Genomic DNA, 15,152 nt, shown 5'->3' on the forward strand with positions numbered 1-15,152 from the left:
TGCCTGTGTAAATTTAATTAAACTAATTCTAAATAACAATTTATGAATAAGAACAGATTCCTTTTTCCTGTAGTGCTTTTTCCTGCAGTGATCTGGGCACAAAGTACAGCACAGATTACAGGAAAGGTAATGAATTCCCAAAAGAAACCGGTTCCGGCTGTAAAAGTTATTCTTAATAACGGAGAATCAGAAACTTATACTGATGAGAACGGTTTTTATCGTTTTAATAATATGCCCTCAGGAAATTATGTACTTAAAGTGGATGATCCTGAGATTCTTAAAACTTATTCTTTTACATTAAAGGAAAGTGACAGTATTACTCATGATTTTATACAAACAACAGATACTTACCAGATTGTTGCTGTAAACGTTACTGCAAACCGTAAAACAATTCCTTCTTCTACTTTAAGATTAGGAGAGAATCTTTTGGTAACTCCTCAGAATATTCAGGTGATAGATCAGCGTCTACTGAACGATCAGCAAATTCTTACAACAGCTGAAGGGCTTAGCCGAAATGTAAGTGGAGTACGTACGATTACGCATCAGGAGGAAGGAAGTGTGGGAATTGCCGTACGTGGATTCTCTGCTTCTAATCTTAGAAACGGAATGGATGTAAGTGGAAGCTTTGGTCCTCTTCGTGAAGATATGTCGTTTGTAGATCGTGTAGAGTTTGTAAAAGGCCCTGCCGGATTTATGATGGGGAATACACAGCCCGGAGGTTTCTATAATATTGTTACCAAAAAGCCAGTGGGGAGAGAAAAAGGAAATGTTCAGCTTACTTTAGGCAGTTTTAATCTGTACCGGGCATCTACAGATGTTGAGAAAAAATTAAGTAAAGATGGAAAGTTCTGGGGAAGACTTAATTTGATGGGGACAAAATCAGGATCTTTTCAGCAATATGTAGAGCATGAACAATACGTAATCAACCCATCTTTCAAATATATTGCATCAGAGAACACCAATATTACATTGGAATATATTCTTTCGCAGAATAACTTTCAGGGAGGGTTTGCTAAATATGCCTATGGTATTGATGGGTTTAAAGACGTAAAAAGATCATTCAGTTTTTCTGATCCCATTATAGATCCAACCCGCTCATGGGAACATAATGTGTATGGAACCATAAATCATAATTTTAATGATAATTGGATGATTACCGGTCAGTTTGGGTACATACGGTCCCAAATGCAGGGAGAATCATTATATGCTAGTTATAATACGATTGCATTGGCGGACGATCCTGTAAAGGGAAGAAAAAAAGGAGATGTAGATCGAGGAATCAGTATTAATGATGCTTTGAATACATCAACAATAGGTCAGGTATTTACGAGAGGAAAATTTGAGACTGGAAATATCAGTCATAATATTCTTGCGGGAATAGATATGGGAAAAAAATCTTATGTGGCCGATTGGTCAGTGCTTCCACAAAAGGTAGGTCCTGTATTTAATATTTATAATCCTGTCTATGGCCATTTGAAAAAATCCGATATTCCGGAATATGATCGTTCAAGATCTCTTAGAGAACGGGGTGCTAATTATCTTACGGATTATTCTTATACTTCATTTCATCTACAGGATGAAGCCCGTTTTCTGGAAGATAAATTAAGAATAGCAGCAGGCTTCCGCTATACTTCAACGGTAAAAACAAGTGCGGCGGATAAAGGAGCGGAAGTTAAAAATACGGCGGTAACTCCAAGGTTCAGTATTACCGGATTACTGACTCAGACATTCACTGTGTACGGATTGTATGATGAAACTTTTCAGGAACAGACCGGAAAACTTCTTAATGGAAGTACAGCAGATCCTTCGTATGGAAAGAATACAGAATTTGGAGTAAAGAAAACATGGTTCAATGGACAACTGATGACTAATCTTACTTTTTATCATCTTACCAAAACCAATATGCTGACTGCCGCCGGAATTGAATATCCGGGTCTCTTTGAACAATCTGGGAAAAGCGTCTCAAAAGGAATTGAGTTTGATCTGAATGGAAATATCAGTAAAAACTGGAGTATTCTTTTTAATTATGCCTACACAGATGCAAAAGTAACAGAAGATAATGATCCTAAAAAAATTGGGGGAATGCTCTATGGAACAGCAAAACATATCACTAATGCCTGGCTAAAATATACGATTGCAGAAGGAGGTCTGGAAGGGCTTGGTTTTTCCTTTGGGTATGAATATCAAGCTAAAAGAGCGGCGTGGCCGGTGGTTTTAGATCATCCTTATCTTCCTGATGATTATTTCACTTTGGATGTTGGTGTTTCTTATAAACGGGATCATTACCAACTGTCATTCCTTGTGAATAACTTAACCGACCGTTATAATTATGTAGGATTTTATCCCGGTGCCTGGGGGTATACTCACTATGGATGGCGAGCATCAAATCCGATCAATTTCAGACTCAACCTTTCATATAATTTCTAAATGAATTCCGGAAAACCTAAAAAGAAAAACAACAGAAGCCTTTTTTATAGAATATCGGCCTGGCTGCATTTGTGGCTAGGTCTTATTTCCGGGGGTATTATTGTGGTGATCTGTCTCACCGGGATTACCTGGTCTTTTCGTGATGAAATCAAAGACTGGCTGGATCCTGAATTAAAAATTGAGTCTGTTCCGGGAAAAGACTTGGCTAATCCTGCTGATCTTTACGCAAAAGCAAAGGCTTTATATCCTGAACAGGAAATCTCCTTTGTATGGCGCCCTACAGGCAAGGCTGCAATGATAGGTTTCGGAAAAAGAAATCCGGGGTTTGTTCTGCATCTGAATCCCTACACAGGTGAAGTGATTCGCAAACCCTCATTTAAACAAGAGTTTGATTTTTTTGAATGGACATTAAAAGGACATCGGTTCTTATGGCTGCCATCAGAAATCGGCAGGCCTGTAATCAATTATTCTACCTTAATTTTCTTCATTACTTTACTCTCAGGACTGGTTTTGTGGTGGCCTAAAAAATGGACAAAAGCCATGAGAAAACAGAGTTTTTCAGTAAAATGGGATGCGAAAATCAAAAGGCTTAATTATGACCTGCACAATGTCTTTGGCTTCTATACCCTGATTATCCTTTTGGTTATTTCGATGACCGGAATGTATTATGGACTTCCCTGGTTCAATAAATTTCTATATTTCACAACTTCTCTTGGTAAAACGACTACCGAACGACAGGAAATTAAAAATATTGGTTCCTATCAGCCGGAAAAATTACCAATATCTATGCTTATGGCCTGGGAAGATGCTGTAGATAAAGTAGATGCAAAAGGGTATTATTTATCTGTCCCTAAAGATTCTACGGAAACAATTGGGATATTCTTATATCCTTCACACCGCCAGTTTTATGATCTTCAAAGTTTTAGTTATGATAGGAATACAGGCAGCCGTTTGACCAATACGTCAGCATATGCCGCTCCTTTTGATAAGGCTGATTTTGCAACCAAAGTACAGAAGCTTAATTATGATTTGCACGTGGGGTCAGCTCTTGGAGGTATATGGGGAAGGGTATTATACTTCTTTATTACGGTGATAGGAGCCTCACTTCCTATTACCGGGTTTCTGGTATGGTGGTTTAAGAGAAAGAAGAAAGGGAAACCGTAGATTTATCTTTTTCTTTCCAGTCTTTCCAGCCTTTCAAAAATCTCTGTAAAAATATTCTTTTCTGCAAGGGAAACATGCCCTACAATTTTATAAAGATCTTTGTTGATTTGGGGTGATGCGTAATGCAATTGACCTTCAGTGTATTCCAATAACTGGGAAGCAGAATCCTTCTTAGCATCAGCTTTATTCAAAAATAAAATATCTCCATAATGATAAGGAGAGATCAAGGGCTTTTCTGTAGTAAATTCAAATACCAGATCTACAGATGCTAATATTTTTTGCACAATAGAGCTGTTTTCAGCATTATGCTTTCCTGAATTTGCTGCTTCTTTTCTTTCACTGATGGCAAGTTCGGGAAAAAGCATCAATTGATCAATGTCTGAAACACTTGCTAATTGGTTTACCTGTAGAGTTTCAGTAAGTAATTTATCAAGATCAAGATTAAAATGACTCGCAACTTTTAGTATGGTTTCAATCTTCGGTTCAGCACGTCCTTCTTCATAAGAACTGATTACTCCTCTGTTTAAGTCAAATAAATCAGCAAAAGCCTTTTGACTCAGTCCTTTAACCTGTCTTATTTTCTTAATATTAGTTCCAAAGAAGCTCATTTTTGTCTAATCTTTTTTGCAAAGATAGAGATTATTAAACAAATGAATGCTAAAAATATTTGCAAATTGAAAATTTTATGGTATATTTGTGTAGAACGAAAAATCAAAACACTAAACCAGCCTGCATGAAAAATCAAATATTTAGAACGGTCAAAGAGTGGTTGTTAGATTATGAGTTTACCATCACCCTGGAAGATGAGGCTCAGAGAATCTTAATCATTGAAAAAGAATCCAACGGGATCAAAAATATGATTCTTATTATATCAGATTCTATCCTTATTATGGAACAGTTTCTTTTCGAAATAAAAAATCCTACAGAACAAACCTTTAGAAGACTGCTTCAGAAAAACAGGGATATCGTGCATGGAGCTTTTGTTTTAGACAGTACCGGAAAACGGGTAATTTTCAGGGATACCCTTCCTACAGATCATATGGCTCAGAACGAAGTGATGGCTTCCATCAATTCACTGGGAATTCTGGTAGGCGAGTTTACCAACGAGATGCTTGAAATGAGTAAGTAATTCACAAAAGATATTTAAAATGAACATTTTCAAAAGATTATTAACAATAGGAAAAGCAGAGGTCCATTCTGTGATCGATAGCTTTGAAGATCCTATCAACTTAACGGAACAGGGAATCCGTGAAATGAAGGAAGAATTGGGGAGAAGTATCGAATCCCTTGCACAGCTAAAAGCGCTTACCATTCGTAAGAAAAATGAAGCGGAAGCCGAAGAACAAATCTCCAAAGATTATTACAACAAAGCCATAGTGATTGTTCAGAAAGCTGAAAAAGGAGATGTAGAATCTTCAGAAGCAGATCGCCTTGCCAAAGAAGCCTTAAAAAGACAGGTTTCGTCTAAGGAAAATGCAGATCAGCTGCATAAAGAACATGAAAAGCTTCACACTGAATGTGAAAAGATGCAGGCTGCCATCAATCATCTGAAATCCAGTATTGCCAAATGGGAAAATGAATTAAAAACCCTTAAAGCAAGAGTTCAGGTAAGCGAAGCCACGAAAGATATTAATCAGAAAATGACCCAGATGGATACAGGAAGTACTGTAAGCATGCTGGAAAAGCTGAAGGAAAGAGTGGTACAGCAGGAAACGCTGGCAGAAGCCTATTCTGATATTTCAAAATCGGGAAAGACGATTGATGAAGAGATTGAGGCTATGGTAAACAATAAAGATACCGAAGCTGAGGAAGCTTTGAACAGATTAAAGGAAACACTTAAAAAAGGCTAATATATGACCTTTCAGGAATTTTTAAACATTGCATTTTCGCCGGTAAACACTGTTTTGAGTGTATTGCTGGGGCTTTCGGTTGTGTATTGGTTATTTACCATAATCACGGGCCTGGACATCGATGTGGGGTTGCATTCTGACCTTGATGTTGATGCGGGTGCAGATGCCCATGTCCCGGATGGACATTTTCATGCTCATAATCACGATCCTTCTACGTGGATGCATTTCCTGAAGTTTCTTAATCTGGATATTGTTCCTATTACCTATTTCATGACACTGTCATTATTGATGACATGGCTCGGATCTTTTTATCTGAATTATTTTATTCCATTGCCAACATGGCTGGGAATACTGATCTTATTTCCATTGTTGATTGGTGGAATGTTACTTACCAAAATCATTTTGAAGCCTTTAAATCCATTTTTTAAAGAAATTAACCATAAGGGAGAAGCTTCCTATGCCTTTTTAGGGAGAGAAGGAAGGCTGAAGTCGAGTATTCAGGATGATAAAATAGGAATGATGGAAGTCTTTATTGGAAGTGATCCAATGGCCCTGATGGTAAGAAGCCAGGACGGAACAAAACTGGAACATGGAACCCGTGTCATGATTGTGGATGAAGATCTTGATAAACGGATTTACTACGTACAGAAATCCATGAGATATTAAAAACACAATACCATGCTCAGCTTATTTTTAATCATATTGAATTCTATGTTGGAGATCTTTCTCAACACTTTTTAAAAAAACACATTTATATATAAACTATTAAACTTATAAAACTATGAACTTACCATTAATTGCTGGAATTATCATCGTTGCGGTAGCATCAATCGGATTGATTTTCTGGATTTTATCCATGTATAAAAAAACTGTTCAGGGAATTGTTATTTTAAGAACAGGTTATGGTGGCACAAAGGTTTTCTTTAACGCAGGAATCGTAATTCCTGTCATCCACCGTATGGAATCTATGGATATTTCTGTGAAAAAACTGGAGATATCAAGAGAAGGAAGAGCCGGATTGATCTGTAAAGATAATATGAGAGCTGATATTCAGGTAGCATTCTTTATTCGTGTGAACAAATCAGTAGATGATATTGTTAATGTAGGGCAAACAATTGGCTGCCAGAGAGCATCTGATGCGCAGACGTTAAGAGAGCTTTTTGAAGCCAAATTCTCGGAAGCCTTAAAAACAGTAGGAAAGAAATTTGATTTCACCGAATTATACGAAGCAAGAAGTGAATTCCGTCAGGAAATCCTTGACATTATCGGAACAGACCTGAATGGATATGTCTTGGACGATTGTGCCATCGATTATCTTGAACAAACTTCTATTGATAAGCTAGATAAAGATAATATCCTGGACTCAGAAGGGATTAAAAAAATCACTGAATTAACTGCAACACAGAATATTAAAGCCAATCAGGTTCGCCGTGATGAAGAAAAAACCATTACAAAGCAGAATGTTGAAGCTCGTGAGGCAATTCTGGAACTGGAAAAACAGTTGGCAGAAAAACAGGAATCTCAGAAAAGGGAAGTGGCCAATATTAAAGCCCGTGAAAATGCCGAAATCTTAAAAGTAGAAGAAGAAGAACGTCTGAGATATGAAACTGTTCGCATTGCAACGGAAGAGAAATTACAGATTGCAGAAGAAAATAAACTTCGTCAGGTAGTGATTGCTGCTAAAAATAAAGAACGTGCAGATCTGGTAGAAACAGAAAGAGTATTAAAAGACAAAGCTTTAGAAGCAACAGAAAGAGAAAGAATTGTTTCTCTTGCACAGATTGAAAAAGAGAAGGCAATAGAACTGGAAAAGAAAAGTATTCAGGATGCCATCCGTGAGCGTCTGACCATGGAAAAAACAGTGGTGGAAGAACAGCAGGGAATCAAAGATCTGGAAGCATTCAAAACTGCAGAAAGAAACAAACAGGTTGAAATTACGGTAGCTACTCAGGAAGCGGAGAAAAAACTGATTGAAGAAACAAGAGCTGCAGAATCAAGAAGATTATCGGCCGAAAAGGATGCACAGAAATACGTGATTGAAGCTCAGGCAAAAAGAGATGCAGCTGAAAAAGAAGCAGAAGCTCGCAAGATTATTGCAGATGCAAAAGCGAAAGAAGAAGCTACAGTAGGTTTATCTGAAGCCCAGGTAATGCATGCTAAAGCAGACGCAGCAGAAAGACAAGGTGTGGCTGAAGCTGTTGTCATTGAGAAAAAAGCAGATGCAACCAAAAAAGAAGGTATTGCACAGGCAGAAGTGATTAAAGAAAAAGCATTGGCAGAAGCTGCAGGAATCAATGAAAAAGCAGAAGCCATGAAGAAGCTGAATGATGCAGGAAAAGATCACGAAGAATTCCGTCTGAAACTGAATAAAGAAAAAGAAGTGGAACTGGCTGAAATTGCTATTCAGAAAGAGATTGCAGAAGCCCAGGCCCTGGTATTGGCAGAAGCATTTAAAACGGCTAAGATTGATATCGTAGGAGGTGATAACACTTTCTTTGATAATGTAATTCGTCAGGTTTCAGCAGGAAAAGGACTGGATAAATTTGTCAGCCATAGCGAAAATGCACAGATGGTGAGAGAAAATTTGCTGGGAGATGGGGAAAATATCATTGGCAAGGTAATGGGAATGGTAGATAAATACAAAATTTCATCAGACGATATCAAGAACATGAGTATTGCATCCCTGATCTTTAAGTTAAACAGCGTAGCGAATCACCAGGAAAAAGGAATTCTGGAAAGAGCTCTTGATATGGCCAGACATATGGGGGTAGAACATAAACCGGTAAACAATAACCATGTTTAATATATAGAATAGTTAATTTGTTGATAATCAGATTAAAAATAAATTAACTGTTTGCATGACAAACCTTATAGGTTCTCAAAACCTATAAGGTTTCCATGAAGATAAAAGCAAAAAATGATAAGTTCTACACCAAGATATGCTGCTCAACAGCAGTCATACAATTTAACCCAACACTATGTCAGAACAACTTAATTCCGGAACCTACGAAATTATTCAGAGCCGTTTGAATGAGCAGAAGAATGACCTTATAGAAAGGCTTCATCAGCTTAATGAAGACCGTAAAAATATCTTCGGTGGAATAGATTTTTCGCTAATTGCCAATGAACGGATTTCCACTGAACATAACTGCATAGCCAAGGATATCTATTCATTAGGTAATTATCTAATATTTGGTTCCAATGCCCATTTAGGATTACAGACTGAAATCAATATTTCGGACGTTTTTTCAATCTATACCATTAATAATAACAGGTTTGAACCTCAGGATCAGGCTCTTATCAATGATGAGGTCTTTATTGATGAGTTTAAAAACCTTTACAAATACTACAGAAATACATTCTTCGCAAGATTTAGTTTTACAGAGAATTATCTCTATATGGTTTTCCAGCTTTCGGAAAGTACCACAGACATCAAAGCATTCAAATGGCTGATCAAAGACAATCAGCTTATTTATGTAGATTCAAGGAGTGCTTCAGAAACATCATATCCGCCTCAGCATGGTTTTGCATGGACAAAAGCTACAAGAGATATGCAACGGTCTGGAAGACATCCACATATTTCCCTGGCCGATAAGGTTTTCGTAGAAAGTATCGGTGGAGATATTACCATTAAAGTTGAAGATAATACAGATACGGGGAAAGGAATTTACTCCGAGGATGTGATTCATAAAGATCAGAACCTGGATGATGCAGAGATTCATTTTTGTGACCTGGACAATCTTGTTTTGTTCAAAATAAAACCCTATCAGGAAACAGAACGCTATTTTATTTATAATCATAAAGAAAAGACGGTTTCAAGAGCTGATGCGCTTAAATATTCCGGATTGTTGCTCCCTGAAAACCAAGGAGTGTTGTTCTCAAACGGGTATGCTCTCCAGACGGGTGGGTTAAAGGTGATTTCACAGGAGCAGAACAGACTTTATTATCTTAAAACCGTTACAGAACCAAACGGAGAAAACTTTTTATATGTTTTCTATGATGATAAAACGAATAACTATCAGCTGATCTCCTATAATATTATCACCCAAACAATAGAAACGCCTATCCGCTGCAGTGGTTTCTCACTTCTGAATGATGGAAAACTAATCTATCTTAGAGAGAGTATTGAAACTACCAAACATCATCTTGCTCAGATTTGGCAAACTCCTTTCTCCAAAGAATTGCAGCCGAATGCTGAAAAAGCAGATAGTCTCATCTATAAGATCGGAAACAAGGATATTGTAAGGGTAATGGCAGAAAGTCAGGAACTTATCACGCTTTTGAATAAGAAAGATTCCTACAGCGGATTATACGATGATATTGTAAAGCTTTCCACCTTTATTCTGGATACGTATTACTTTTTGGGTGAGGATGAAGTTCAGAAACTGGATCAGCCGCTTAAAGAAATTCGCAAAATCGCCCATTCAGCGATCAACGAATACGAAAAAGTCGTTGAACAAAGAAAAAATACGGAAGAAGCATTAGAAAAAATAAAGTATAGCTGTGATAAGATCCTGGATGATACCAAAAGGCTTCATTATTCTCAGCTCACAGAATATATTGATGCTCTTTCACAAATAAGAGCGCTAAGAGGAGAGGTTACAGGAGCAAGAGAATTGAAATATGCAGATATAAACTTATTAGATTCCCTTGAAAATGCACTTGCAGACCGCTATACTGAACTTTCCAATGCCTGTGTGGATTTTCTGTTGCAGGAAGGTGCTTTATTGCCTTATGAGGAGAAAGCACAAAAGATTTCAGAGGATATTGTTTCATTACAAAAAGCTATTGATGCTAAAACCATCGATGAAAATATAAACACCTTATCCGGACAATTGGAGCTGTTGGTAGATATCGTCAATAATCTTAAGATTGAAGATACTTCCCAGTCTACCCAGATCATTGAAAACATATCTTTGATCTTTGCCCGATTGAATCAGGAAAGACTTGAGCTCAGCAAAAGGAAAAGAGAAATCTCAGGTAAAGAACTTGCTTCCGATTTTCAAGCACAGATTACCTTATTCGATCAGTCTGTGATTAATTTTCTGGAACTTTCCCAGACTCCGGAGAAATGTGATGAATATTTAACCAAGCTTTCCATTCAACTGGAAGAGATGGAAACGAAATTCATTGATTTTGATGAGTTAATTCAGCAGATAGGAACCAAAAGAGAAGAAGTTTACGGACATTTCCAGAATAAAAGGGTACAGCTTACAGAATCAAGAAACAAGAGAACCCAAAGTCTCTTTGAGGCAGCCCAAAGAATCCTGAAATCCGTTCAGACCAAGGCAGAATCCTTTGACTCTGAAAATGAAATCAACGGTTATTTTGCTTCAGATCTTATGGTAGAGAAAGTAAGAGACCTTTCAAGACAATTAGCGGAATTAGAAGATTCAGCAAAATCTGAAGAGATACAAACTCTTTTAAAAACATGCCAGCAGGAATCCGTAAGAAAGCTTAAGGATAAAAAAGAAATCTATGTAGATGGGGAAAGTATTATAGCATTAGGGGATTATAAGTTTGCAGTCAATCAACAGAAACTGGATCTTACCCTTGTCCTGAGAAATGCCCAATATTACTATCATCTTACCGGAACAAGCTTTTATGAACCCTTGAACTTCACTACAGCTGATGAATTCAAAGAAGTCTGGAACCAGGAATTTGTTTCAGAAAATACCAAGGTAAAACGGTTTGAATATCTTGCCTGGAATGTGTTTTCCAATCATAAAGAAATTGCCACAGAGCCCCAGAACGAACAAGAAGTTCAGCAATTTACAGCAGAGCATTTTGGCGAAGGTTTGGTAAAGGGAATCCATGATAAAGATGCGCAGATTATCGTCACCAGGCTTCAACAGATGCATAATGAGCTGGGATTGATGCGGTTTACGGCTCAGGAAAGAGCTCTTTCACAGCTTTTTTGGTTTTTCCTGAATCCTGAAAGAAAAGAATATTACAGCAAACAGTTTGAAGTAACGGCTATCATTGCTCAATCCTTTGCCGTAAAACAAGGTTTTGAATACCTAAACAGGGAGTTGGCAGAAGAAATGAAATCATTTGCATCAGTGAATGGTATTTTTACGGAGATAGATTATATCAATGCAGCGGTATATCTGAAGCAGGAAGACAAAGAAAACTTCCTGATCTCGGAAAAAGCAGGTGCTTTGTATGGTTTATTTTTAAAAGAACTTAAAGAAAAAGGTAAAGATCTGGAGTTTTTTGCTCAGATACAGGCTATGTACCAATATCCTTCAGCATGTTATTATATTGCAGAAGGAGCATTAAAAGCTTTTGATCCGGATGCAGAAAAAAATATCATAGATGAGGTGCTTGGATTTATCATTACCCAGAAGTTTGATCCGAAAAATATCAGATGTATTTCCTATGAAGCGGAGATTAAAGATTTGAAATCCCTTGAAAAAGATACAGAATACCATTTGAATTATTTTGAATTTGTATCCAGATTGAGCCATTTCAATACAGTTACCGTTCCAAAATACAAAAGGCTTCAGGAATTGAAATACAGTTGGGTGAGTGAGAAGAAAAAAGCCCTGAAACTGGATACTTTCCAACCACAGATATTAAGTTCATTTGTCAGAAATAAACTGATTAATGATGTTTATTTTCCTTTGATTGGAGCTAACCTGTCAAAACAGTTGGGAACAGTGGGTTCAGATAAGAGAACAGACAGAATGGGAATGTTACTTCTGGTATCTCCTCCAGGATATGGGAAGACCACCCTGATGGAATATATGGCAGAGCGTATGGGATTGGTATTTATGAAGATCAATGGGCCTTCTTTAGGATATGATATTGTTTCTACAGATCCAAGTGAAGCCAGAAATGCAGGAGCAAGACAGGAATTGGAGAAACTTAATCTTGCTTTGGAAATGGGAGATAATGTGATGTTGTACCTTGATGATATTCAGCATTGTAATCCTGAATTTTTGCAGAAATTCATTTCCCTTGCCGATGGTCAGAGAAAAATTGAAGGAATTTATAACGGAGAAAGTAAAACCTATGATTTACGCTCGAAAAGATTTTGTCTGGTCATGGCAGGAAACCCGTACACCGAAAGTGGAGAAAAATTTAAAATTCCGGATATGTTGGCAAACCGTTCGGATACTTATAATCTGGGAGAAATATCAGGCTCAAAAACAACCCTTTTTGATTTAAGTTTGATAGAAAACGCCCTTATGTCTAACGAGTATCTGACCAGACTTACGCAGCCAGGCATAGAGAACCTCTATGAACTTTATGATTGTGTGGTAACAGATAATCCTGCAGACAATCTGAAAGGAAACTTCAGTTCCAATGAAATATCAGACTTCAGAGCAGTACTGAAAAATACCATCATGGTAAGAAATATGATTCTGAAGGTCAATAAAGAGTATATTGCTTCAGCAGCAATGGCTGATGATTACAGAAATGAACCTCCGTTTAAACTTCAGGGGTCGTATCGTAACATGAATAAGCTGATTACTAAGATTCAGCCTATTCTAAAGGAAAATGAAGTGATTCAGATAGTCTTGAATCATTATCAGAATGAATCCCAAACGCTGACAACTGGCGCAGAAGCGAATATGCTGAAGCTGAAAGAACTGATAGGGAATATCTCGGAAGAAGAAACAGTACGTTGGGAAGAGATCAAGAAGACCTTTGTAAAAAATAAAACCTTAAAAGGACTTGGAGAAAACGATAGAATGTCTCAGATTGTTGCACTCCTTGCACAGTTTGGAGATGGCCTTGAAGGGATAAAAGAGGTTTTGAGAAAAGAATAGTAAACCTTACTTTATCATAAAAGTAAAAACAGCACCCTGTATATATGGGGTGCTGTTTTATTGATACTTATTGACGAATAACTTTGGCGTTTTTATCGGATAACTTTTCCGAGAGCCATTGTTTCATTTTTTCTTCTTGCTCCTTTTCTTCTTTTTCAGATCGATAAAGGATTACGGTGCTTACATTGGCACTGTCTGTATTGGGGAAATTGGTTACTTTACCAATAGAAATATGGTTAAAATCCGGGAATAGAATATGTATTTCCTTAATAAGGCTTGAGTCTTTTACCGTGTATTTATCCAATTGTTGTCTTAATTGGTTGATGACAAGGTCTTTTTCAGACAATACATTATTCCGTTGCCCAATTTCGTTAAGTATTTCGGATTTAATATCGGTAGCATCCTGTTTAATAACCAATTTTGTATTGGCAATTCCGAGATCTTTAATTTTTTTATTAATGGTATCTAATTCACTTTTATTAAATTTTTTAGATAGAAAAGCCAATTCCACTGTTTTTGGAGAAGAATTATAGTTTAATTTTTTATAAATGAGAGTATACCCTTTCTGAGTAAATTCACTATTGATGAACTGATCAATATTTTGAGTAAACTTCTTCTGGTTCAAAAGATTATAAGCCAGATAAGAACTTGGCACAATCATAATAATGATCAAAGCCGTTATGCCATATCGTATCTGTCTTTCATACTTTCTGTCTACCAGTTCAATAGGCTCATACCTCAGATATTTGATAATAAGAAACGTTGCGATACAAATGAAAAAGCAGTTGATGGTATAAAGATAAAATGCTCCTGCAAAATAGCTCCAGTTTCCTATAGCAAGTCCGTATCCTGCCGTACAGAGAGGAGGCATTAATGCCGTGGCAATAGCAACTCCCGGTATCGGATTACCTTGTTTCACACGGGTGATGGCTATAACCCCTACAAGACCACCAAAAAAAGCAATAAGGACATCATAAATATTCGGAGATGTACGGGCTAATAGCTCAGATTGAGTTTCTTTAAAAGGACTTAAGGAGAAATAGATAAAAGATACCAATAAACTGACAATAGTTGCAATAAGAAGATTCTTAGCTGATCTTTTAAGTAAGTGAAAATTATAGGTACCTAAGGCAAACCCCGCTCCTACTATAGGTCCCATAAGAGGAGATATAAGCATTGCCCCAATGATGACTGCCGTAGAGTTTACATTGAGTCCCACGGACGCAATAACAATCGCACAGGCTAAAATCCATAGATTCGAACCCCGGAACGAGATATTATCGGTGATGTTCTCCAGAACTTTCCCTTTATCTTCTTCCCCGAAATGAAGATTAATAAATCTCAAAAATTTTCCCATCATTGTTTATTCACTTGTTTAGATTCAAAAATAAAAATACATATTTATAGATTATTTTACACGAAAGCTTTAAAAATTTTCATTGTAGCTGAGACTTGTTAGCTTATTATCTGTACCCATAATATTCTATTCTTCTGTATCTGTATCCAAACTGAGAGACTCCATAATTTTGTTAAGGTAAAGAAGAAATACTATGGAAACAATTGCACAACATCAGGAACAGCTTCAATATGCTGAAGTATATATTTCAGACATGTTAGCATTGAAAAACATATTTTTACAGACACAGAGTACTTCTAAGACGGCTTCCGATTTTGGAATTCCATTCCTTTTAGCAAAGAAAAAAAAAGAAATTGTCTTATTTGCCAGTCTTATCATTAATGAGAAAGGAGAAATAACATTTGTAGTATATGATAAGAAAGGAATAACTGAAATAGAAAAGAGATCCTTTTCTGTAAGAGTTGAAAACTACTTTAAAAGGAATACAGCCCCCAATTTCAGAAATCCCAAACAATTAAAAAGCAGCATCAAAAGTATGATGAGCTGGCTTGAACTTCAGTAGGACCTGAATAAAAT

Annotated in this window: 10 protein-coding genes; 8 read left to right on the forward strand and 2 right to left on the reverse strand. The window is 36.9% G+C overall.

The features are described from left to right. Positions 1-42 precede the first annotated feature (42 nt). Together NBX25_RS01820 and NBX25_RS01825 are read left to right on the forward strand one after the other, a co-directional pair. The gene (locus tag NBX25_RS01820) at positions 43-2,427 is read left to right on the forward strand and encodes a TonB-dependent siderophore receptor (RefSeq protein WP_250252587.1); all 2,385 of its coding nucleotides are present in this window, start codon (positions 43-45) and stop codon (positions 2,425-2,427) included. Next, positions 2,428-3,591 carry a PepSY-associated TM helix domain-containing protein gene (locus NBX25_RS01825; RefSeq protein ID WP_250252589.1) on the forward strand — a complete coding sequence of 388 codons (1,164 nt, stop codon included), beginning with the start codon at positions 2,428-2,430 and terminating at the stop codon, positions 3,589-3,591. Positions 3,592-3,593: 2 nt separating this feature from the next. On the opposite strand, the gene NBX25_RS01830 is transcribed toward NBX25_RS01825, so the two are convergent. Next, positions 3,594-4,199 carry a helix-turn-helix domain-containing protein gene (locus NBX25_RS01830; protein ID WP_250252592.1) on the reverse strand — a complete coding sequence of 202 codons (606 nt, stop codon included), beginning with the start codon at positions 4,197-4,199 and terminating at the stop codon, positions 3,594-3,596. 125 nt (positions 4,200-4,324) lie between these two features. Here NBX25_RS01830 and NBX25_RS01835 point away from each other — a divergent pair, with 125 nt between their 5' ends. From NBX25_RS01835 to NBX25_RS01855, 5 genes are all read left to right on the forward strand, one after another. Next, complete coding sequence (locus NBX25_RS01835) at positions 4,325-4,720, forward strand: YbjN domain-containing protein (protein ID WP_123909576.1); 396 nt, start codon at positions 4,325-4,327, stop codon at positions 4,718-4,720. Positions 4,721-4,739: 19 nt separating this feature from the next. Next, entirely contained in the window at positions 4,740-5,441 is a 702-nt protein-coding gene (locus NBX25_RS01840) for a PspA/IM30 family protein (RefSeq protein ID WP_250252594.1), read from the forward strand. Between the two features lie 3 nt (positions 5,442-5,444). Continuing rightward, entirely contained in the window at positions 5,445-6,107 is a 663-nt protein-coding gene (locus tag NBX25_RS01845) for a YqiJ family protein (protein ID WP_250252596.1), read from the forward strand. A 115-nt stretch (positions 6,108-6,222) separates the two neighbouring features. After that, positions 6,223-8,244 (forward strand): SPFH domain-containing protein, encoded by a 2,022-nt coding sequence (locus tag NBX25_RS01850; protein ID WP_250252598.1) that lies wholly within the window; start codon positions 6,223-6,225, stop codon positions 8,242-8,244. 175 nt (positions 8,245-8,419) lie between these two features. Next, on the forward strand, positions 8,420-13,219 hold the full coding sequence (locus NBX25_RS01855) for a DNA repair ATPase (protein WP_250252600.1): 4,800 nt from the start codon (positions 8,420-8,422) through the stop codon (positions 13,217-13,219). A 67-nt stretch (positions 13,220-13,286) separates the two neighbouring features. On the opposite strand, the gene NBX25_RS01860 is transcribed toward NBX25_RS01855, so the two are convergent. Then, a complete protein-coding gene (locus NBX25_RS01860) occupies positions 13,287-14,579 on the reverse strand; it encodes a DUF389 domain-containing protein (protein ID WP_123858349.1) in 1,293 nt (430 codons plus the stop codon). Between the two features lie 190 nt (positions 14,580-14,769). Between NBX25_RS01860 and NBX25_RS01865 the strand changes: the two genes are divergently transcribed. Beyond that, complete coding sequence (locus NBX25_RS01865; RefSeq protein ID WP_123909581.1) at positions 14,770-15,138, forward strand: hypothetical protein; 369 nt, start codon at positions 14,770-14,772, stop codon at positions 15,136-15,138. The last annotated feature ends 14 nt before the right edge of the window (positions 15,139-15,152 follow it).

Source organism: Chryseobacterium sp. Marseille-Q3244, from assembly GCF_940807095.1.
In the GTDB taxonomy this organism is placed as follows: Bacteria; Bacteroidota; Bacteroidia; order Flavobacteriales; family Weeksellaceae; genus Chryseobacterium.

Excerpts from the sequence above, each read along its gene's own strand:
- NBX25_RS01860 (WP_123858349.1), bottom strand. The coding sequence starts at position 14,579 with ATGATGGGAAAATTTTTGAGATTTATTAATCTTCATTTCGGGGAAGAA.
- NBX25_RS01825 (WP_250252589.1), top strand. The coding sequence starts at position 2,428 with ATGAATTCCGGAAAACCTAAAAAGAAAAACAACAGAAGCCTTTTTTAT.
- NBX25_RS01865 (WP_123909581.1), top strand. The coding sequence starts at position 14,770 with ATGGAAACAATTGCACAACATCAGGAACAGCTTCAATATGCTGAAGTA.
- NBX25_RS01835 (WP_123909576.1), top strand. The coding sequence starts at position 4,325 with ATGAAAAATCAAATATTTAGAACGGTCAAAGAGTGGTTGTTAGATTAT.
- NBX25_RS01830 (WP_250252592.1), bottom strand. The coding sequence starts at position 4,199 with ATGAGCTTCTTTGGAACTAATATTAAGAAAATAAGACAGGTTAAAGGA.
- NBX25_RS01855 (WP_250252600.1), top strand. The coding sequence starts at position 8,420 with ATGTCAGAACAACTTAATTCCGGAACCTACGAAATTATTCAGAGCCGT.
- NBX25_RS01845 (WP_250252596.1), top strand. The coding sequence starts at position 5,445 with ATGACCTTTCAGGAATTTTTAAACATTGCATTTTCGCCGGTAAACACT.
- NBX25_RS01840 (WP_250252594.1), top strand. The coding sequence starts at position 4,740 with ATGAACATTTTCAAAAGATTATTAACAATAGGAAAAGCAGAGGTCCAT.
- NBX25_RS01850 (WP_250252598.1), top strand. The coding sequence starts at position 6,223 with ATGAACTTACCATTAATTGCTGGAATTATCATCGTTGCGGTAGCATCA.
- NBX25_RS01820 (WP_250252587.1), top strand. The coding sequence starts at position 43 with ATGAATAAGAACAGATTCCTTTTTCCTGTAGTGCTTTTTCCTGCAGTG.